This window comes from Caulobacter segnis, assembly GCF_019931575.1.
Classification (GTDB): domain Bacteria; phylum Pseudomonadota; class Alphaproteobacteria; order Caulobacterales; family Caulobacteraceae; genus Caulobacter; species Caulobacter segnis_C.
Genome location: NZ_CP082923.1, coordinates 1,325,838 through 1,346,227, shown reverse-complemented (window position 1 = coordinate 1,346,227; position 20,390 = coordinate 1,325,838). Strand labels below are relative to the sequence as shown.

At 68.3% G+C, this 20,390-nt stretch carries 20 protein-coding genes; 8 read left to right on the top strand and 12 right to left on the bottom strand.

Annotation, left to right across the window (positions count from 1 at the left end; translation table 11 throughout):
• The first annotated feature begins 40 nt into the window (after positions 1–40).
• Positions 41–418 carry a VOC family protein gene (locus tag K8940_RS06225; RefSeq protein WP_223393826.1) on the top strand — a complete coding sequence of 126 codons (378 nt, stop codon included), beginning with the start codon at positions 41–43 and terminating at the stop codon, positions 416–418.
• A 21-nt stretch (positions 419–439) separates the two neighbouring features.
• Here K8940_RS06225 and K8940_RS06220 read toward each other — a convergent pair whose 3' ends face one another.
• The 3 genes from K8940_RS06220 to recA all read right to left on the bottom strand — a co-directional run bounded on the left by K8940_RS06220 (position 440) and on the right by recA (position 5,191).
• Positions 440–934 (bottom strand): hypothetical protein, encoded by a 495-nt coding sequence (locus K8940_RS06220; RefSeq protein WP_223393824.1) that lies wholly within the window; start codon positions 932–934, stop codon positions 440–442.
• 166 nt (positions 935–1,100) lie between these two features.
• Positions 1,101–3,743, bottom strand: coding sequence for an alanine--tRNA ligase (alaS, locus tag K8940_RS06215; protein WP_223393822.1), 2,643 nt, complete (start codon positions 3,741–3,743; stop codon positions 1,101–1,103).
• Positions 3,744–4,120: 377 nt separating this feature from the next.
• Positions 4,121–5,191, bottom strand: a complete 1,071-nt coding sequence (gene recA / locus K8940_RS06210; RefSeq protein WP_223393820.1) for a recombinase RecA — start codon at positions 5,189–5,191, stop codon at positions 4,121–4,123.
• Positions 5,192–5,454: 263 nt separating this feature from the next.
• On the opposite strand from recA, the gene K8940_RS06205 reads away from it, so the two are divergent.
• A complete protein-coding gene (locus tag K8940_RS06205; RefSeq protein ID WP_223393818.1) occupies positions 5,455–7,059 on the top strand; it encodes an EAL domain-containing protein in 1,605 nt (534 codons plus the stop codon).
• A 94-nt stretch (positions 7,060–7,153) separates the two neighbouring features.
• Here the strand turns inward: K8940_RS06205 and K8940_RS06200 are convergent, their stop codons facing one another.
• Positions 7,154–8,977 carry a DUF885 domain-containing protein gene (locus tag K8940_RS06200; protein WP_223393816.1) on the bottom strand — a complete coding sequence of 608 codons (1,824 nt, stop codon included), beginning with the start codon at positions 8,975–8,977 and terminating at the stop codon, positions 7,154–7,156.
• Between the two features lie 104 nt (positions 8,978–9,081).
• A complete protein-coding gene (locus K8940_RS06195; protein ID WP_223393814.1) occupies positions 9,082–9,459 on the bottom strand; it encodes a nuclear transport factor 2 family protein in 378 nt (125 codons plus the stop codon).
• Positions 9,460–9,534: 75 nt separating this feature from the next.
• Between K8940_RS06195 and K8940_RS06190 the strand changes: the two genes are divergently transcribed.
• A complete protein-coding gene (locus K8940_RS06190; RefSeq protein ID WP_223393812.1) occupies positions 9,535–10,056 on the top strand; it encodes a GNAT family N-acetyltransferase in 522 nt (173 codons plus the stop codon).
• 63 nt (positions 10,057–10,119) lie between these two features.
• Positions 10,120–10,659, top strand: a complete 540-nt coding sequence (locus K8940_RS06185; protein WP_223393810.1) for a hypothetical protein — start codon at positions 10,120–10,122, stop codon at positions 10,657–10,659.
• Here K8940_RS06185 and K8940_RS06180 read toward each other — a convergent pair.
• Positions 10,592–10,951 carry a (2Fe-2S) ferredoxin domain-containing protein gene (locus K8940_RS06180; protein ID WP_223393808.1) on the bottom strand — a complete coding sequence of 120 codons (360 nt, stop codon included), beginning with the start codon at positions 10,949–10,951 and terminating at the stop codon, positions 10,592–10,594. The two genes, K8940_RS06185 and K8940_RS06180, sit on opposite strands and share 68 nt — an antisense overlap.
• A gap of 45 nt (positions 10,952–10,996) precedes the next feature.
• Between K8940_RS06180 and K8940_RS06175 the strand changes: the two genes are divergently transcribed.
• The 3 genes from K8940_RS06175 to K8940_RS06165 all read left to right on the top strand — a co-directional run bounded on the left by K8940_RS06175 (position 10,997) and on the right by K8940_RS06165 (position 12,382).
• Positions 10,997–11,308 carry a hypothetical protein gene (locus K8940_RS06175; RefSeq protein ID WP_223393806.1) on the top strand — a complete coding sequence of 104 codons (312 nt, stop codon included), beginning with the start codon at positions 10,997–10,999 and terminating at the stop codon, positions 11,306–11,308.
• Positions 11,309–11,327: 19 nt separating this feature from the next.
• A complete protein-coding gene (locus tag K8940_RS06170) occupies positions 11,328–11,741 on the top strand; it encodes a response regulator transcription factor (protein ID WP_223393804.1) in 414 nt (137 codons plus the stop codon).
• 122 nt (positions 11,742–11,863) lie between these two features.
• Entirely contained in the window at positions 11,864–12,382 is a 519-nt protein-coding gene (locus K8940_RS06165) for a DUF4199 domain-containing protein (RefSeq protein WP_223393802.1), read from the top strand.
• Here the strand turns inward: K8940_RS06165 and K8940_RS06160 are convergent.
• From K8940_RS06160 to K8940_RS06135, 6 genes are all read right to left on the bottom strand, one after another.
• Complete coding sequence (locus tag K8940_RS06160) at positions 12,379–13,938, bottom strand: DUF5605 domain-containing protein (RefSeq protein ID WP_223393800.1); 1,560 nt, start codon at positions 13,936–13,938, stop codon at positions 12,379–12,381. The two genes, K8940_RS06165 and K8940_RS06160, sit on opposite strands and share 4 nt — an antisense overlap.
• A 39-nt stretch (positions 13,939–13,977) precedes the next feature.
• Positions 13,978–16,059 carry a cell cycle histidine kinase CckA gene (gene cckA / locus K8940_RS06155; RefSeq protein ID WP_223393798.1) on the bottom strand — a complete coding sequence of 694 codons (2,082 nt, stop codon included), beginning with the start codon at positions 16,057–16,059 and terminating at the stop codon, positions 13,978–13,980.
• 101 nt (positions 16,060–16,160) lie between these two features.
• A complete protein-coding gene (gene flhB, locus K8940_RS06150; RefSeq protein WP_223393796.1) occupies positions 16,161–17,258 on the bottom strand; it encodes a flagellar biosynthesis protein FlhB in 1,098 nt (365 codons plus the stop codon).
• Positions 17,259–17,267: 9 nt separating this feature from the next.
• Positions 17,268–18,023: a flagellar biosynthetic protein FliR gene (gene fliR / locus K8940_RS06145; RefSeq protein ID WP_223393794.1), complete on the bottom strand. Its 756-nt coding sequence runs from the start codon at positions 18,021–18,023 to the stop codon at positions 17,268–17,270.
• Between the two features lie 21 nt (positions 18,024–18,044).
• Positions 18,045–18,308: a flagellar biosynthesis protein FliQ gene (gene fliQ, locus K8940_RS06140; protein WP_223393792.1), complete on the bottom strand. Its 264-nt coding sequence runs from the start codon at positions 18,306–18,308 to the stop codon at positions 18,045–18,047.
• 136 nt (positions 18,309–18,444) lie between these two features.
• Entirely contained in the window at positions 18,445–19,368 is a 924-nt protein-coding gene (locus K8940_RS06135) for a LysR family transcriptional regulator (protein ID WP_223393790.1), read from the bottom strand.
• Positions 19,369–19,469: 101 nt separating this feature from the next.
• On the opposite strand from K8940_RS06135, the gene K8940_RS06130 reads away from it, so the two are divergent.
• Positions 19,470–20,387, top strand: coding sequence for an alpha/beta fold hydrolase (locus tag K8940_RS06130; RefSeq protein WP_223393788.1), 918 nt, complete (start codon positions 19,470–19,472; stop codon positions 20,385–20,387).
• The last annotated feature ends 3 nt before the right edge of the window (positions 20,388–20,390 follow it).

The following is a 20,390-nucleotide window of genomic DNA, read 5'->3' as shown; positions in this document are numbered from 1 at the left end:
GTCAGCGGCCCGACCTAGGATGGCGTCAGGAGGAGACGCCATGATCAGCTACATCACCATCGGCGCCAGCGACCTCGATCGCGCCGGCGCCTTCTACGACGCGGTGCTGGGCGCGCTGGGCAGCCAGCGCCTGTGGCGGCAAGGCGATTGGATCGGCTACGGCCCCGATCCCGAGCATGCCACCGTGATGGTCTGCAGCCCCGAGAATGGCCTGCCCGCCAAGGCCGGTAACGGCATCATGGTCGGGCTGAAGGCCGAGACGGAAGCCCAGGTCGACGCCTTCCACGCCGCGGCCATGGCCCACGGCGGCGCCTGCGCCGGGCCGCCCGGTCCGCGTCCGGCCTATGGCGAGGGCTACTACCTGGCCTATGTCCGCGATCCGGACGGCAACAAGCTGTCGGCGTTCCGGAAGAGCTGACGCGTCTGCAGACCCGACGGATCAACCCGGCCCCTGCCCGGTCAGCAGGCTGGAGGTCGGCGGACCGCCGGGCTTGCCCTGGTCGCCAGCCTTCCAGCCCGCCGGACAGGCGCCGATCCGCTGATAGCGACGGGCCTGGACCACCTTGCCGCCGGCGGCCTGCAATGGCTGCAAGGCGAACCGGACCGTGAAGTCGTCGGGCGCCTTCCGTGTCCGCGTCACATAGAGGCCGTAGCGCATGCCACCGGCCTGGCAGCGCTCGATGTGCTCGACGGCGTCGTCCTTGGCGACCTTGCCATAGGGCTCGCACGGCAGACCGTTCACCTTCGGCTCGACCCGCGTGAACGAACCGATCAGTTCGGAATTGGCGCAGACCTGCACCACGCCCGTCTGGCCGCCGGAATCCTCGACGACCTCCACCCGCCACAGCGCGGGCGGCGTGAAGTGCCCTGGGGTCTGGGCCGTCTCGGCCCTCTGGTCGCAAGCCGCCAGCGCCAGCAGCAGCCCGGCGGCCATCAGCGCGCCTCGCGAGGATTCTCTAGCTCTCCGCGACATACGCCCCTCCACATCAGAACTACATTCGTAATTCAGTTGAGCCGGAAGCCGCGACGCCGTCAAGCGGACACGAAAAAGGGGACGCCTCGCGGCGCCCCCTCGTCTCCTCGTCAGCGAGCGCTCGCGATCAGCCAGCGAGCGCCGCCTTGACGGCCGCCAGGCCGTCCTGGGCCTTGCTGTCGTCCGGCGCGCCGCCCTGGGCGAAGTCGGCCTTGCCGCCCGCGCCCTGGCCGCCCATGGCGATGACGGCGGCCTTGGCCAGGTCGGCGGCGCTGAACTTAGCCGTAAGGTCGGCGGTCACGGCCACGGTGACGGCGGCCTTGCCGTCCGAGGTGCCGACCAGGGCCACGACGCCCGAGGTCAGCTGCTTCTTGAACTCCTCGGCGACGCCGCGCAGCTCCTTGCCGCCGACGCCGTCCAGGACGCGGGCGATCAGGGCGACGCCATTGACGTCTTCCGGACCCGAGGCCGCGCCGCCGCCGCCCAGGGCCAGCTGCTTCTTGGCGTCGGCCAGCTCCTTCTCGAGGCGCTTGCGGTCGGCGATCAGGGCGTCGACGCGAGCGCCGACCTCGGCGACCGGGGTCTTGAACTGGTCGGCCAGCGACTTGGCCACGCCCGCCTGGTCCAGCAGGAAGCGGCGGGCCGCCTCGCCGGTCAGGGCCTCGATGCGGCGCACGCCGGCGGCGACACCCTGCTCCGAGACGATCTTGAACAGAGCGATGTCGCCGGTGCGGGCCACGTGGGTGCCGCCGCACAACTCGACCGAATAGGCCTTGGACTCGTCGTTCAGCGACTTGCCCAGCGTCAGCACGCGGACGCTGTCGCCGTACTTCTCGCCGAACAGGGCCACGGCGCCGGCCTCGATGGCCTCCTGCGGCGCCATTTCCTTGGTCTCGGCCGGGACGTTCTGGCGGATGACCGCGTTGACCTCGGCCTCGATCTTGTCCAGCTCCTCGGCGGTCAGCGGACCACCGTGGCTGAAGTCGAAGCGCATGCGCTCGCCGTCGACCATCTGGCCCTTCTGCGCGACGTGCGGGCCCAGCACGTGGTGCAGGGCGGCGTGCACCAGGTGGGCGGCCGAGTGGTTGGAGCGAGTGGTCTGGCGGCGCTCGGCGTCGACCGAGGCCACGACCTGGTCGCCGACCTTCAGGTCGCCCGACAGCTCGACGCGATGGACGTGCAGCTCACCGGCCTGCTTCTGGGTGTCGATGACCCGGTTCTCGCGGCCATTGGCCTCGATCACGCCGGTGTCGCCGGCCTGGCCGCCGCTTTCGGCGTAGAAGCTGGTGCGATCCAGCAGCACCTCGACGGTCGTGCCGCCCGTAGCGCTCTCGACCTCGACGCCGTCGACGACGATCGCCTTGACCACGCCCGTGGTCTCGGTGGCCCCGTAGCCGACAAAATCGGTGGCGCCGGCCTTTTCCTTGATCGCGAACCAGGCGGCCGCGCCAGCCTGCTGGCCCGAGCCCGCCCAGTTGGCGCGCGCCATCTGGCGCTGCTTTTCCATGGCCGCGTCAAAGGCGTCGGTGTCGACGGTCAGGCCCTTGGCCCGGACGGCGTCCTGGGTCAGGTCCAGCGGGAAGCCGTAGGTGTCGTAGAGCTTGAAGGCGGTCTCGCCGTCCAGCACGCCGCCGGTCGACAGGTTAGCGGTGGCCTCATCCAGCAGGCCCATGCCGCGGCCGAGAGTGACGCGGAAGCGCTCCTCCTCCTGGCGCAGGGTCTCGACGATCGAGGCCTCGGCGCGGCGCAGTTCCGGATAGGCCTGGCCCATCTCGGCGACCAGGGTCGGCGCAAGGCGGTGCATCAAGGGCTCCTGCGCGCCCAACAGATAGGCGTGGCGCATGGCGCGGCGCATGATCCGGCGCAGGACGTAGCCGCGGCCTTCGTTCGACGGCGTCACGCCGTCGGCCAGCAGGAACGACGACGAGCGCAGGTGGTCGGCGATGACGCGGTGCGACGGCGCTTGATCGCCCTCGGCCTTCACGCCCGTCAGCTCGACGCTGGCGGCGATCAGGGCCTTGAACAGGTCAACGTCGTAGTTGTTGTGCACGCCCTGCAGGACGGCGGCGACGCGCTCCAGGCCCATGCCGGTGTCGATCGAGGGCTTGGGCAGCGAGACGCGTTCGCCGCCGGCCAGCTGCTCGAACTGCATGAAGACCAGGTTCCAGATCTCGATGAAGCGGTCGCCGTCCTCGTCGGGGCTGCCCGGAGGGCCGCCCGCGATCGACGGACCGTGATCGAAGAAGATTTCCGAGCACGGGCCGCAGGGGCCGGTGTCGCCCATGGACCAGAAGTTGTCGCTGGTCGGGATGCGGATGATGCGCTCGTCCGACAGGCCGGCGATCTTCTTCCACAGCTCGGCCGCCTCGTCGTCGGTGTGGTAGACCGTGACCAGCAGCTTGTCCTTGGGCAGCTTGAACTCGCCGGTCAGCAGGGTCCAGGCGTGGTGGATCGCCTGCTCCTTGAAGTAGTCGCCGAACGAGAAGTTGCCCAGCATCTCGAAGAAGGTGTGGTGGCGGGCGGTGTAGCCGACATTGTCCAGGTCGTTGTGCTTGCCGCCGGCGCGGACGCACTTCTGCGAGCTGGCCGCGCGCGGATGGGCCGGGGTCTCGGCGCCCGTGAAGACGTTCTTGAACGGCACCATGCCGGCGTTGACGAACAGCAGGGTCGGATCGTTCTGCGGCACCAGCGGCGCGGACGGCGTCACGGCGTGATCGGCCTTGCCGAAGTAGTCGAGGAAGGTGCTGCGGATCTCGTTCAAGCTGGGCATGAGAGTCTCAAGTCTAGGCGCCGGCGAGCGGCCGGAGTCGGGCGCTCATAGCGCGGTTTTTCGCGAAGGGGAAACCGACTCGGAGATGGGGACCCGGGATGGGGCGGAAAAGGGCCAGGTTGGAGGCGCGCCCGCCCTGGGTCAGCGGCATCCTCGATGCGCGCGGCGAGGCTGCCTATCGCCCTCTCCGCCGGCCGCGCCCCTTCCTGGAAAGTTCGCCGCCCGCCTCGGGAGGAAAGCCCTGAACAAGAAATAGGCCGCCTGGCATGGGGTCCAGGCGGCCTGAAATCGCGGCCCTCGCGGCGGTCCGGCCGCGGGCGTGTTGAAGGCGGGGACGCCCGGGGTCGGGCGAGGGCCGCGAAACCTTCGTGGGAAGACTATTCTTCCTCGCCGTCCTCGGGGCCGCCGACCAGGAGCTCTTCCTCGATCTTCTGCGACGACTTGCGGACGGCGTTTTCGATGTCGGCGGCGACGTCGGGATTGGTCTTCAGGAACTCGCGGACATTGTCGCGGCCCTGACCGATGCGCTGGCTGCCGTACGAGAACCACGAGCCGGCCTTGTCGATGATCCCGGCCTTGACGCCCAGGTCGATGACTTCGCCCAGCTTGGAGATGCCCTCGCCGTACATGATGTCGAACTCGACCTCGCGGAACGGCGGGGCCACCTTGTTCTTGACCACCTTCACGCGGACGTTGTTGCCGATGATCTCGTCACGGACCTTCACCGAACCGGTGCGGCGGATGTCCAGGCGCACCGAGGCGTAGAACTTCAGCGCGTTGCCGCCCGTGGTCGTTTCCGGGCTGCCGTACATCACCCCGATCTTGTGACGGATCTGGTTGATGAAGATGACGATGGTGTTGGCCTTGTTGATCGAGGCGGTCAGCTTGCGCAGCGCCTGGCTCATCAGACGGGCCTGCAGGCCCGGCAGGCTGTCGCCCATCTCGCCTTCGATCTCGGCCTTCGGCGTCAGGGCCGCGACGGAGTCGATCACGACGATGTCGACAGCGCCCGAGCGCACCAGGGTGTCGGTGATCTCCAGGGCCTGTTCGCCGTTGTCGGGCTGCGACACCAGCAGGCTGTCGAGATTGACGCCCAGCTTGTGCGCGTAAGACGGATCGAGCGCGTGCTCGGCGTCGACGAAGGCGGCGGTGCCGCCGGCCTTCTGGACCTCGGCCACCACGTGCAGGGCCAGGGTGGTCTTGCCCGAGCTTTCCGGGCCGTAGACCTCGATGATCCGGCCCTTGGGCAGGCCGCCGATGCCCAGGGCGATGTCCAGGCCGAGCGAGCCGGTGGAGACGGACTCCATCTCGACCTTGCCCTTTTCGCCCAGCTTCATCACCGAGCCCTTGCCGAACGCGCGGTCAATCTGGGCGAGAGCCGCCTCTAGCGCGCGTTGCTTGTCGCCTTCTTCCTTGCCCACGAGTTTCAAAGCCGCCTGACTGGTCATTGTTGGTCCGCCCTCTATCCCATGATTCCGGTCGCCCGATCGGCGCTTCCAGCGCCGCGTCCCAACGACCTGTGGAACATGTTTAAGGCGTACACACTTTGTTCCATGTTCGCAAGATGTTCTCCACCATAGAAACGTCCGTTTCTGTCGTAGGCCAGAATGTCGCGCGACGAAGCTGGATACGAGGGACGCCCCGGTCCGCGACCGCAACAGCTCCTTAAGCCCCATCATGCAAGCTTCGGCGCATCTGGGAGGATTGCGTCTTGTCGATCGATCCGCGTCGCCTTCTAGGCCTGGCCTTCGCCAGCGCCGATCTTCTCGTGGAGCTGCAGAGCGGCCGCGTGCGCTTGGCGCTGGGCGCCGCGCAGAAGGTCATGGGCAAGTCCGAAGTCGGTTTGATGGGCCAGGCCTGGAGCGAGCTCTTCCATCCCGACGACCGTCCGCTGATGGACGCCATGCTGAGCTGCGCCGACGACGGCGCGCGGCGCGGCCCCGTTGTGCTGCGCCTTGACGGGGAGGAGGAGCGCTGCGTCCGCGTCATCCTGCGCGCCCTGCCGGAGAACGAAGGCCGCGTCTCGTGCGCCGCCACCGCCGCCCAGTCCGCCGGCCCGCCGCTGACCGCCGACAGCCTGCAGCCGCGCGAGTCGTTCGACGACATCGCCCAGGGCCTGTTCGAGGCCGCCCGCGTCACCGGCCTGGAACTGGAACTGGCCATGGTCGAGTTCGCGGGCCTGGGCGCCCTGCGCGAGAGCCTGGCGCCCAACGAGGTCGCCGCCCTGGACGTCCGCGTCGCCAGCGCCGTTCGCGCCGAGTCGCACGGCGGCTCGGCCGCAACCCGCCTGTCGCCGGAACGCTTCGCCCTGCTGCGCCAGCGCGACGACCGGCCCGAGAACATGGTCAAGCGCCTGACCAAGATGGTCAGCGCCGACGTCAACGCCCACGTCGTGCCGGTGGAGGCCGGCGGCGGCGCCCGCGCCATGCGGGCCCTGCGCTACGCCCTCGACGATTTCCTGCGCGAGGGCCTGAAGGACGCCGCGCCGACGACGCTGGCCGAGGCGATGAACCGATCGGTGAAGCGCACCCTGGCCCGCGCCGGCGCCCTGGGCCTGGCCGTCAGCCAGCGCCGCTTCAACCTGGCGTTCCAGCCGGTGGTCTCGCTGGCCACGGGCCTGGCGCACCACCACGAGGCCCTGATCCGTTTCGAGGACGGCAGCAGCCCGTTCGCCATGATCCGCATGGCCGAGGAATTCGATCTGATCGAGGAGCTCGACCACGCAGTCGTCGAGCAGGTCGTCAAGAAGCTGGCCAACGATCACGAAAGGAAGCTGCGGCTGGCGGTGAACATCTCGGGCCGGACGATCGGCAACGAGACCTTCGTCGACCACGTCGGCCGCCTGCTGGCAAAGTACGACGAGGCCAAGGGCCGGCTGATCTTCGAGCTCACCGAGACCTGCGCGGTCGACAATCTGGCCGTCGCCAACCAGCACATCCAGAGCCTGCGGGGCATGGGCTCGCTGGTCTGCCTGGATGACTTCGGGGCGGGCTCGTCCTCGTTCGCCTACCTGCAGCAGCTTTCCCTGGACATCGTGAAGATCGACGGCCGCTACGTCCGCGAGCTGGCCGACAACAGCCGCGACGGGGCGCTGGTGCGACGCCTGGTCGAGCTGTGCCGCGACCTGAAGATCCGCACCGTGGCCGAGATGGTCGAGACCATCGAGGTCGAGGACATCGTCCGCCAGGCGGGCGTCGACTTCGCTCAAGGCTGGCTCTACGGCAAGCCGGCCGACAAGCCGATGCCGGCCCTGCGCCCCAGCGCTCCGATCAAGGCCGTGGCGCGGCGGGCCGGGGCGTCGGACAGCTGGGGCTAGGCCGGACCGTTCCCCCTCCACCCGCTACGCGGGTCCCCCTCCCCCATGAAGGGGGAGGAGAAACACCTTCCATTCAATCTTGGGCCGTTCCGCCTCAGGCCTTGCCGCCCTTGCTGACGATGTAGTCGTCGACCACCCGCTCCAGCACGGTCAGCGGGGTCATGCCCGAGAGCAGGCCCGCGTCGTGGAATTCGCGGATGTCGAACTTCTTGCCCAGGGCCTTCTGGGCCTTGGCGCGGGCGCGCAGCCAGGTGATCTTGCCGATCATGTAGCTGCAGGCCTGGCCCGGCCACACGACGTAGCGTTCGATCTCGGTGATCGTGCCGCTCTCCTCGTCGCCCATGGTCTCGGCCATGTACTTCACGGCCTGCTCGCGGCTCCACTTCTTGTGGTGCATGCCGGTGTCGACCACCAGGCGGACGGCGCGGAACAGGGCGTCGTGCAACATGCCGATATGGCCGCGCGGGTCGTTCTTGTAGATGCCCATCTCGACGGCCAGTTGCTCGGAGTAGAGCGCCCAGCCCTCGGCGTAGCCCGAGAAGCCGACAACCTTGCGGATCAGCGGCAGGCCCTGCGCCTCGTTCGACAGCGACAGTTGCAGGTGGTGACCTGGGACGCCCTCGTGCACCGTCAGGGTGGTCAGGGTGTACTTGGCCTGTTCGGCCGTGTCGCGCAGGTTGATCCAGTAGATGCCGGGTCGCTTCCCGTCCAGCGAAGGCGAGTTGTAGTAGCCGCCCGGCGCGCCGGCCTCGATGGCCTTGGGCACCCGGCGGATCTCCAGCGGGGCCTTGGGCAAGGCGCCGAAATAGGCCGGCAGCTGCTTCTGGATCCAGGCCGCCTTGACGTTCAGGTCCTTGATCAGCTGTTCCTTGGCCGCGTCGGTGTTCTCGTAGATGTCCTTGCCCAGCTCGCGCATGCGGTCACCGACCGTGCCCTTGGTCATGCCGATGCTCTTGAACAGCTTGTCGGCCTCGGCCGAGATCGACGTCACCAGGTCCAGACCCAGCTGGTGGATCTCGTCGGGCTTCAGGGTCGAGGTCGTGTAGTTCTTCAGCGAGACGGCGTAGTAGTCGCCGCCATCCTTCAGACGCCAGCAGCCGGCGTCGTGCGTGGCCTTGGCGCGCACGCTTTGCAGCAGGGCGATCTGGCGCTTCAGAGCCGGCAGGACCGAGTTCTCGTAGACCTTCGAGGCCTCGGCCGCCCAGTCGCCGGCGATGTTCTTTTCCTTGGTCCGGCGCGCGATCGACTTGACCAGCGGCGCGTCGGCCGTCGGGGTGTCGGCGAAGGCCTTCATCTGGATCAGGGCCTTGTCGATGACGAAGTCCGGCGGGATCACGCCGTCGGCGTAGTCCTGCTTGGCGATGGCGCTCTCCTGGTCCATCAGGCGCGCGAAGCCCTCCATCCGCGCCAGATAGGAATCGGCGTCGGCCTTGGTCTCGATGCTGTGCTGGGTGTCCAGGAAGTCCGGCATGTACTGGTAGCTGCCGGTCAGCTGGCTGAGGATGTAGGGCGCGCCCGAACCGCCGCCGCCGTAGCTGAACTTCTTGTTGCCTTCGTCCTGCACCGACAGGACGAACTCGACGGTGTCGTAGTTGACTGCGTCCATGCCCTTGAGAGCGCGGCGGTCGATGCCGCGCAAGGCGGCCAGCTGGTCGGCGGTCTGGGCCGCGCCGGCCTTGATCGCGGCGAACGAGCGGTCGCTCAGCAGGCCCTTGGTCCAGGCCAGATCGCCCGTGTCCAGGCCCAGACCCGTGGCCGTCTCCGGCGACTGGCGCAGCTGCTTGGCCATCATGTCGTCGAACAGAGCGTTCAGCTTGGCGACCTCGCCCTCGCGGGCCAGGGCGAACGACGGCAGGCCGCCCGCGGCCGCGAAGCCCGCGGCGGCGGTGGCGAACATCATGTGACGACGATTGAGCAAGGCTTTCCCTCCCAGGAGCCGAATTGGAGGGCGAAGGCGTAAGCCCCTGCCCAGGTTTGGCGAAATTAATTCCGAGTCATCCGCCGAAATCCAGCGGTCTTTGGCTAAGCCAGAGTCACAAAGAGCTCGTTCTCGATCACCCACTGGCCGGTGACCTTCTTCCAGGTGGCCAGATAGGTCCCCGACTGCTCGGCCGCGTCCTTCCACGCGCCGGCCCAGCGACCGCGCTCGGCGGCGCGGGTCCCCTCAGCGTTCAGGCTGATCTCCTGGGTCGTCCGGACATAGGCCACAAAGCCCTTGTCGGCGAACTGGCTGGCGAAGGCCGCCAGCACGTCTTCGGCCCCCAGCAGCAGCGAACCGTCGCCGGCGATCAGGGTGACGCGCGGATCGAAGAACGGCCGCAGACGCGCGGCGTCCTTGGCCGCGATCAGCTTGTTGGTCAGCTTGCGGCGGGCCGCGATGGCGTCTTCGGGTTTGGTCATGGGCGCGGTCAGGTCTTTTCTCGTGGACCAGCCGATGTAGCTTGCGGCGCGCCACATCCGCAAACTCGAGTCGTCATGATCGTCCCGACCCTGACCACCGCCCGCCTCACCCTGTCGCCGCCCCAGCTGTCGGACTTCGAGGACAGCCGCGCCATGTGGGCCGATCCGCTGGTCGTCAGGCACGTCGGCGGCCGCGCCTTCACCGAGGAGGAGAGCTGGACCCGCCTGATGCGCGCCCGGGGCCTGTGGGAGGTGCTGGGCTACGGCTATTGGGCGGTGCGCGAGACGGCCACCGGTCGCTATGTCGGCGAGGTGGGCTTCGCCGACCTGCGGCGCGAGCTCGAGCCCAGCCTCTACGGCCTGCCGGAGATGGGCTGGGTGCTAGCGGCCTGGTCGCATGGCCAGGGCTTCGGGACCGAGGCCGTGGGCGCGGGCCTCGCCTGGATCGACCAGACCCTGGCGCCCGAGATCGTGCCCTGCATCATCGACGTCGAGAACGCCGCCTCCCTAGCCCTGGCCGCCAAGATGGGGTTCGTGATCAAGGCGCACACGACCTACAAGGGCTCGCCGATCGTGGTGATGGAACGGCGGCGGTAGCCGCTCCTCACCCTTTGCGACTTTCACGCGCGATGCTACCCTGGATGGAGTGGAGGATCGCGCATGCTGGATCTGATTTGCGACAACGCCCCTTTCTGCGTGACGCGCGACTACGCGCCGGCGGCCGAGACCAGCGGAATGTTCAGGAAGGTGGACACCGGCGGTCGACCGATGGCGGCCGTGCCGGAAGCGGTGCGACGACTGGGCGTCCGCGTCCAATATGTGTCCAGCGACCATCTTGGCGACATCGCCGCCCAGCGCCTGCGACAGACCTGCATTGGTTCGGCCTGCGTCGTGTTCCGGATGTCCTGCCAGGACCTGACCTGCTCGTGGCAAGCCGCGCCGGTCGCTAAGACCGGCAAGACGCAGCTCCAGGAAATTCGCCTGACCGCCTCAAGCGCGGACGCGCTCGCCCGCGCGCGGGCGAGCGTCTTTGTCTCCGCGAACGGCGTCCCGATCTCCCTGGCGAAATTGGGAGAGGGCCGCCCCGCGCTTCCCGGCCTCTATTGGGGGCCGTGGACGGCGGACGACACGGTCAAGCGCGCTCGGGATCGACAGCTTCCGGACGGTCCTGCAGTCCCAGTCGCTCCATCACCGCCCTGATCGGCGTTCCGCGCGGCGCCACGACCCAGTCGCGCGGCGCGGAAGCCCTCACGGCCACCACCGCGCCCTTGGGGCAGACATCCAGGCAGTCGACCTCGATCACCGCCGCGCCCGTCTTGCGATTGAGGCCCTTGCCCTTGCCCTTGACGCCCAGCGCCTTGCGCAGGGCCTTTGCCAGCTTCTGGTCGCCGTCCGCGCCGAAACCGCCCTTCAGCTTCTTCGAGCACTTGCGGCACACCAGCACCACCTCGCTCCAATCGGCCTTCACGCGCTTGATCGACTTGTCGCTCATCTTCCGAAGATGGGAACGGCGGCCCAACGGTGCTAGGACGCGCCCATGGTTCGCAAAGTCATCGCCAAAGTCGTCAAGGATCCAACCGCCGAAGCCGATCGCGCCTGGTTCGAGGCCCATCCCGAGCGGCGCTTCCGCTTGCGCGACCCGGCGCTGGTCGAGTTCAAGGATCCGCTGGGCGATCCCGGCGAAGGCTTTTCCTGGCGCGTGCTGATCGCCCGCCTGCCCGACGGCGGCCGCCTGCGCCTGCCGGTCTCGCTGTCGTGGGAGCTGCACAACGACCACGCCAAGGACCAGCACCTGAAAATCCTGTTCGATCAGGTCGCCCCACCCGAGGCCAAGGCGCGGCTGGGCTGACCGGGTCATGCGGAGCGACATGATCCGCACGATCCTTCTCTGGGCGCTGGTCCTGGCCCTCGGCGCCTTCGCTTTGCAATGGCTGGAGTACCGGTTCCTGGTCCACGCCTTCTCCTGGCAGGTCTATATCGGGCTGGTCGGCCTGGCCTTCGCGGCCGGCGGCGTCTGGATCGGCTGGAAACTGGCCGCGCGGGCGCGCCCGGAAACCTTCGTTCGAAATGACGCCGCCCTCGCCGCTCTGGGCCTGACCGGCCAGGAGGTGAAGGTGCTGGAGCGCCTGGCCGCCGGCCGGTCGAACAAGGAGATCGCCCGCGACCTCGGCCTGTCGCCGAACACCGTCAAGACGCACATGGCCAATCTCTATGGGAAACTGGAGGTCAGCCGCCGCACCCAGGCGGTGGGCAAGGCGCGGGACCTGGCGCTGATCCCCTGAACTTGACCGTCGCTCGGACGCGCGAGACGGTCGAACTCACCCGTTTGGGCGATACCGTCACGGTGAAGGCGGCGGCAAGTCTCGCGATGCGTCGCAAGGGGTCGACGCGGAGGAGAAGAGACATGCGACGCACCATCCTGATCTACGGCCTGATCTCGGGCGCGATCATCATCCTGGGCATGATCAGCACCATCGTGCTTTCGGCGCGGCATAGCCTCTGGCTGGGCTACCTGATCATGCTGGTGGGCCTGTCGGCGATCCTGCTGGCCGTGAAGTCGCATCGCGACAGGACCTTGGGCGGCGTCATCAAGTTCTGGCCGGCGTTCCTGATCGGCCTGGGCGTCGCCCTCGTGGCCGGGTTCACCTATGTGGCGATCTGGGAAGGCTATCTGGCCCTCACCCACTACCGCTTCATGGACGACTACACGGCCAGCATCCTGGCGGCGAAAAAGGCGGAGGGCCTGTCGGGCGTCGCCTACGACAAGCTGGTCGCCGAGATGACGCGGATGAAGGCCGACTACGCCAACCCGCTGTACCGGATGCCGATGACCTTCACCGAGATCTTCCCGATCGGTGTCCTGGTCGCCCTGGTCAGCGCCGCCCTGCTGCGCAATCCGCGGTTCCTGCCGGCGCGGGTCTAGACCCGCGTCACCCGCACCGCCATCCACGGTCGGCCGGGCAGCGCCACGGTCGGCCGGTTCGGGTCGTGCAAGTAGTAGGCGTCCTTCTTGGCCATGACGAAGTCGCCCTCGATCGGCGTCACGGTCATGTTCCAGGTGTCCAGCACATCGAGGCGGAACCGCTCGCCGCCCTTCAAGTCGTCCTTGGGCAGGGCGACGGCCCATTGCGTCGGCGCGGCCTCGCCAAAATAGCGCAGATAGTAGGACCCGAGCTGGCCGCCCAGGTGCTGGTCCCACCACTTGTCGATCGGCTCGAAGCCGGGCTTGGGCCCCGCCTCCATCACCGCCTTCAGGAAGGCCAGGCGCGGCGTGCTCTCGCCATGCAGCTTGCCGCCCTTGGCGGTCCAGCCGTCGTCACCCTTATAGATCTCGCCATGGCCGACATAGGTCCCGGCGACCAGGCCGTGCCAGAAGCGCTCGACCATGCCCTTGGGCTTGAGATCGCCCCAGCGCTTGTCGATGTCGCCCTCGTAGCGGACCTCGTCGTAGATCACCGGCTTCTTCCAGACGCTGCGCAGGATCTCGGCCCGGGTGTCGTCCAGCACCGCCGCGCCGTTCTGGATGCTGGCGTGACTGATCCACGCCCGACCGTTGTCGTACAGCTCCCGCCAGTTGTGGATCGAGCAGAGGCGGCCGTACGGGTCCTCGGCCTGGACCAGCTGGCCGAGGCGTTCGAAGTCGGCGATCGACTTGGCCTTCACCAGGTCCCACTCGTTGGCCAGCGACCACCAGACGTTCGAGAACGCCGCGAACCGGGCGACCAGATAGCGGACGTAGCGGTCGTCGCGGGCCGCCGTCATAGCGTGCCAGCCGGTCTTCTCGTCGTAGGGATGGAACAGGATCAAATCGGCCTGGATCCCGAGGTCGCCCAACCGTCGGACCCGGTCCTCCAAGCGGCGGAAATAGACCGGGTTCAGGCGATCATAGTCCCAGCCCTCACCGGTTTTCTCGAACGGGTAGATCGGCTCGGCCGCCACGTTCGGGAAGACGCACATCCGCACCTTGTTGAACGGCGAGGCCTTCAGCGTGGCCAGGGTCTGGTCGCAGAGGGCGTCGCTCTGCTGGGCCCAGGCGTAGGCCGTGGTGCCGACCTGGCGAAACGGCGTCCCGTCGGCATGGGCGAAGTGGTAGCCGTCGGCGACGTGGAGCGGACCATGGTCACCCAGACGCGGCGCGAGCGCGGTCACCGTTCCAGACCGGCCATTCAGCGCCTTGATCGGACTGGTCGTCCGCCAGCGCCAGACGCCCTCGGCCGGCGGGCTGAAGCGGACGCGCCAGGTCCCCTCTCCGTCATGGAAGCCCCGGACCTTCAGCGTCGTCTCGCCGTTCGTGAAGGCCGCGGTCAGGGCGACGTCGAACGGGTTGCCCGCGACGGTCGCCTTCAGCGTGATCTCGTGCACGCCCCAACGCGGGACGGTCGAACCGGCGCCCGCTTGCCGCGCTCGGGCGACCGGAACGGCGAGGAAGGCCAGACCCAGGCCCGTGGCGGCGCGGCGTGTCAGCGATAGGGAGCGCATGACGGGAATAGCGCGGCCACGCCCGGATTCTGCAACCCCTTAAGCCGCCTGCAGCTGCTGCTTGACCCGCTCGGCCAGGGTCTTGATGTCGATCGGCTTGGGTAGGAAGGTCACGCCGGTCTCACCTTCCAGCAGGTCGCTGAACTCGGCCTCGGCGTAGCCGGAGATGAACATCACCGGCGCGGTCCCCAGATAGCCACGCGCCTTCTTCAGCAGGGTCGGGCCATCGATGCCCGGCATGATGACGTCGGAGATCAGCAGGTCGATCGTGCCGGCGTTCTCCTCGGCGATGATCAGGGCCTCCTCGCCGTCGGCGGCTTCCAGCACTTCGTAGCCCCGGGCGCGCAGAAGACGAGCGGCGACGCTGCGGACGGCGTCCTCGTCCTCGACGAACAGGATGCGGCCGGCGCCCGACAGGTCGCGGGCGGCGCGCGGCTTCGGCGGCTCGGCGGCGGCGGCCTCGGCGGCGACCAGGGCGGCCGGGGACGGCTCGTGCACCGGCAGGAAGATGCGGAACGCCGCGCCCTCGCCCGGCCGGCTGTGGACGTGGATCCAGCCGTCGCTCTGCTTGACGATGCCGTAGACCGTCGCCAGACCCAGGCCCGTGCCCTCGCCCACCGGCTTGGTGGTGAAGAACGGGTCGAAGATCTTGCCCATCACGTCGGGCGGGATGCCGGGGCCGTCGTCCGACACCTCGATGAAGGCGGTGTCGCCGTCGGCGGCCGGGAAGCCCAGCTGGATGGCCTCGTCGCGAGTCAGGCGCGCGGTGCGGATGCGCACGACGCCGCCGCCCTTGGCTGCCCGCACCGCGTCGCGGGCGTTGACGGCCAGGTTCATGACCGCCGTCTCGAGCTGACTCTTGTCGGCCCGCACCTGCGGCAGGTCGCGTCCGTAGTCGGTGATCAGCTTGACGTCTTCACGCAGCAGGCGGCGCAGCAGCACCTCGAACTCGCTGATCAGCTCGCCCAGGTCCAACACCTCGCGCTGGACGGTCTGCTTGCGCGAGAAGGCCAGCAGCTTGCGGACCAGGTCGGCGGCGCGCACGCCGGTCTGGCGGATCTCGTTCAGGCCTTCGTACGACGGGTCGCCGACCGGGTGACGGTGCAGCAGCTCGTCCAGGCGCAATTGGATGGCGGTCAGCAGGTTGTTGAAGTCGTGGGCCACGCCGCCGGCCAGTTGGCCGATGGCCTGCATCTTCTGGGCCTGGGCCAGCTGCAGTTCCATCTGCTTCTGCTCGGACACGTCGATCATGTAGGCCACGACGCGACCGTCGGCGCGATAGAGATAGAGATGGGCGATCCGGCTGGCGTCGCGGGCCAGACGCACCTCGAACGGACCGGCGCGGCCCTCGTTCAGGCGGGTCTCGGCCTCGGCGCGCGAGTTGGGGTCGATCAGGTCGCCGAACACGCCGCCAGCCTGGGCGCCGGTCATGGTGGTCAGGGCCGGATTGGTCTCCAGGATCCGCGACTTGAACGGCTCGGCGCCATCCAGCAGGGCCGCGCCGAACGGCGAGGCGCCGGCGAAGGCGTCCAGAGAGCTCGGCGGCGGAGCGGCGCGTTCGACCAGCGGCGCGGGGATCGACAGCTCGGCGACGGCTTCGACCGGGACGATAGGCGTCAGGCGGATCAGCAGGCGGCCGCCGGCCAGGCGCGAGACCTTGGCGGTGTGGTCCACGCCGCTGGCGCGCAGCACGCCCTCGGCCATCTGGCCCTTGCGGGCCTGGACCAGGGCCGCGAACAAGCTAGAGCCCGCCACGCCCTTGGGCAGGCGGCGCTGCTCGCCCATCACCTCGCGCCAGGCGGGGTTGGCGGCCAGCAGGCGACCGTCGGCGGCGGCCAGGGCCGCCGGCTCGCTCAGGGCGTCTAGAAAACCCTCGGCCTGGTCGGCGTCGCTGGCCACCGCGCCCGAGCCCTTGATGGCCACCAGGCCCAGAATCGAGACGCCGGCCACGCCCAGCAGCAGCAGCAGGCCCGCCAGGGTGGTCGGGCCGGCCTTCAGCGCCGGGGCGGCCGAAAACGCGGCCGCGGCCACGAAAAATACCGCCGCGCCCACCAGCCACGGATCGAAGCGCCGGCGCGAGGCGCCGGTCGGAGCTTTGTCCTGAAGCTGGAAATCGGCCATGGGCGGGAAGGTCACCTTTGTTACGGCAAGGCTGCGACTCACCGGTAATCGGAGAAAGAATAGCCTTTCCCGAGCGATAGGTCAGTTGTTGCGGTTTTGTATCAAAGCGGGCGGGCGCGGGCGGGCTGACGGGCCTGGGGCTTCTTCCCGTTCATGATGAAGCTGATGACCTTGGCGACGGCCTCGAAGTGCTCGACGGGGATCTCCTCGTCGACCTCGACACTGGCGTAAAGGGCGCGGGCCAGGGGCGGATCCTCCAGCACGGGCACGCCGTGCTCCTCGGCGACCGCGCGGATCTTCAGGGCCAGTTCGTCGACGCCCTTGGCCACGCAAAGCGGCGCGGGCGTCTCGCCGGCCTCGTACTTCAGCGCGACGGCGTAGTGGGTCGGGTTCATGACGACCACGGTCGCCTTGGGCACGGCCTGCATCATCCGCTGGCGCGAGCGCTGCATCTGGATCTGGCGGCGCTTGCCCTTGATGTGCGGGTCGCCGTCGGACTGCTTGAACTCTTCCTTGACCTCCTGGAGGGTCATCCGCATGCGGTTCATGAACCGCTGGCGCTGCCAGAACCAGTCGAAGGCGGCGGTGGCGACCAGGAAGATGATCACCATGATCAGCAGCTTCTTGGACAGCTTGAGCACCTCGGGGATGATCGAGGCGACATCCAGGCCGACCAGGTTGCGGACCTCACCGATATTGGGCTTCAGCACCATCCAGGCGATGAACGCCGTGACGCCGATCTTCACGATCGACTTGGCGAACTGGACCAGCCCGTCCATGCCGAAGATGCGACCCAGGCCCTTGAGCAGGTCCAGCTTGTTGAGGTCGGGCTTGATCTTTTCCGGCGTCAGCATGAAGCCGGTCTGGGCGACGTTGGCGATCACGCCCAGCGCCGCGCTGACGACCATCACCAGCACCAGCGGCGGCAGAGCGGCCAGGGTCGCCTGCTTCATCACCAGCATCGCGCCGCCGCTGGACAGCTCGATGGTCCCGGCATGGGCGATGAACGGATAGAGCGCGGCCATCAGGTCGCGCGTCAGCCAACCGCCCGCGATCAGGATCACCGATACCGCCCCGGCCAGCGAAGCCAGCTGCGGGATGTCGGCCGACTTGACGACGTCGCCCTTGGCGCGGGCGTCCGACAGCTTCTTGGCTGACGGTTCTTCTGTTTTCGACTCGGGATCCGTATCGTCCGCCATGCCCCGCCCCTAGCTGAACACGTTCAGGAGTTCGCGGTAGCGGTCGGTCCAGACCATGGCGATGCCGCCCAGCGACAGCGCCAGCAAGGACAGGCCCAGGATCACGCTGAGCGGCGAGGCCACGAAGAAGATCTGGAAAGCGGGCATGACCCGGCCGACCAGGCCCGTGGCGAGGTTGAAGACCAGAGAAAACACGATCACCGGCGCGGCCAGTTGGACGCCCAGGGTGAACGACTGCGCCACCGTCCGCACCGCCAGGGTGACGGCGTCGTTGACCGGCACAGGACGGGTGAACGGGAACAGGGTGTAGGACTTGACGATCGCGCCGATGAACAGGTGATGCAGGCCCGTGGCCATCACCAGGGTCAGACCCAGCATCGACAGGAAGGTGGCCACCGCCGTGCTCGAGCCCTGCATCGACGGGTTCACGCTCTGGGCGAAGCTGAGGGTGGTCTGCATCGAGATGATTTCGCCCGCCGTGGTCAGCGAGATCATGAACAGGCGCAGCACCGAACCGACCATCAGGCCGATCAGGATCTCGTGGATCACCGCGCCGACCAGGCCGCCCAGGGTGTTCGGGATCGGCGGCACGGTGTTTGACACCAGCGGCCCCAGCAGTAGCGCCATCAGCAGGGCGAACGCCAGGCGGATGCGCGGCGGCACCGACTGATCGCCGATGCCGGGCATGGTCATGACCATGGCGCCCACCCGTGAGAACACGAGGGCGGCGACATAGACCTGAAACGCCGTAGCGAACGAGTTCACGGGAGGCCCCTGCCCCTTTCCCTACATGCCGGCGATGCGGGCGGCGATCTGGCGCATGAAGCCGCTCATCAGCGACCCCATCAGCGGCAGGAAGATCAGCAGCGAGACGAAGATGGCGACGATCTTGGGGGCGTAGACCAGGGTCTGTTCCTGGATCTGGGTCAGGGCCTGGAACAGGCCGATAGCGACGCCGACGACCAGGCCCACGATCAAGCACGGCGCGCAGAGCTGAAGCGTCAGCCAGATCGCGTCCCGGCCGACATCAAGAACCTCGGCGCCCGTCATACACACCCTCGTGGGAAATCGGCCGTACTGGCCGCTTGGATTCGAGGCTGAAAGATGGGCGGAATATGGTTAACAGGGCGTTAGGGGTTGCCATCCGGAACGCCTGAAACGGGAGGCGCGACGGTGGGTCGCGGGCCTACTGGGCGGCCTCCTCGACGTCGGCCGGCAGGTCCCAGTACGGCGGACTGCCGAAGGCGATCCGCAGATGATCGATCAGCGCCCTCAGCTTGGCCGACGGCGGCTGGGCCTTGGGATAGGCCACGTGGATCTCGGCGGGCTCCGGCTCGCAGCCGACGTCGATGATCCGCAGCGCTCCAGCCTCGATCTCCTGATGCACGAAGAAGGTCGGCAGCAGGGTCACGCCCAGCCCGGCCAGGGCCGCGTCGCGCATGATCAGACCGTTGTTGACCCGCAGCGCTCGCCGCGGCTGTAGGCTCGCGGCTCCGTCGCCCGCGCCGAACCGCCAGTCGGAGACGCGGTTGGTGTAGAGGATCGCCGCGCACTGCTCCAGTTCGGCCAGGCTGGTCGGCGCGCCGTTCTCCGCCAGATAGGCCGGCGAGGCGACCAGGACGCGCCGGGTGCGCGCCAGGCGGATCGCCACCAGCCAGCGATCCCGCACCGGCCCATGGCGGATCACCGCGTCGTAGCCGGCGGTCTCGACATCGACGAAGCGGTCGTCCAGCTCCAGGGTCAGCTCGATCTCGGGATGCCGCGCCAGGAACGGATAGAGCGCCGGCCCCAGATGCAGGTAGCCGAAACCGACCGGCGCGGAGAGACGCAGGGCGCCGACCAGCTCGCCGCGGCGCTCGGCCAGTTCGGACCTGGCCTCGTCCACCTCGTGGGTGATGCGATGGGCGCGGGCCAGGAAGATCCGGCCGTCTTCGGTCAAGGTCATGCGCCGGGTCGTGCGCTGGATCAGCCGCGCCCCGACAGCGCGCTCCAGCTCAGCCAGCCGCTCGCTGACGACCGACCGCGACAGGCCCAGGATACGGGCGGCCTCGCTGAGCGAGCCGCGCTCGGCGATCGCGACGAAGGTCTCGATCCCCTCAAGTTTCATCATTGTCAGGCGATCCCGAAAACCTGGTCCGGCATAGCGACGCTACTGCCGAACACCGTTATGCGCCATCTGTCGCCTCAACTTGAAGCTTCAGGAGACTGAACATGCTGCGCTGGGCGCTTTTGCTGATTGGCTTGCTGGCGGTGACGCCCGCCGCGGCCCAGGTCCCGCCGTTTCCGGCCGGGTTCCAGACCCGCGAGATCACCACCAACGGCGTGACCATCCATGTCCGCAGCGGCGGACACGGGCCGGCCGTGGTTCTGCTGCACGGCTATGGCGAGACCGGCGACATGTGGGCGCCGATGGCCGCCGACCTGGCGCGGGACCACACGGTCATCGTGCCGGACCTGCGGGGCCTTGGCCTCTCGTCCAAACCCGCCGGCGGCTTCGACAAGAAGACTCAGGCCGGCGACGTCGCCGGCGTGATGGACGCGCTGAAGGTCCAGCGCGCCGACCTGGTCACCCACGACATCGGCAACATGGTGGGCTTCGCCTTCGCGGCCCAGCATCCCGACCGGGTCCGCCGCTTCGTGCTGATCGACGCGCCCGTTCCCGGCGTCGGTCCGTGGGAGGAGATCCTCAAGAACCCGCTGCTGTGGCACTTCCGCTTCGGCGGTCCGGACATGGAGCGCCTGGTCGCCGGTCGCGAGCGGATCTATCTGGATCGTTTCTGGAACGAATTCTCGGCCGACCCCAAGCACTTCACCGAGGCCTCGCGCCAGCACTACGCCAAGCTCTACGCCCTGCCCGGCGCGATGCATTCAGGCTTCTCGCAGTTCGCCGCCTTCGACCAGGACGCGATCGACAACCGCGCCTTCCTGGCGGCGAACGGCAAGCTGACCATGCCGGTGCTGGCCCTGGGCGGCGAGAAGTCCTTCGGCCTGGCGATGGCCGCCGTCATGCGCGCGGGCGCCACCGACGTGACCGAAGGGATCGTCCCCGGCTCCGGCCATTGGATCATGGAGGAAAACCCCGCGGCGACCGTGAAGCTGACGCGGGACTTCCTGGGAACGGGCCTGTAGCGG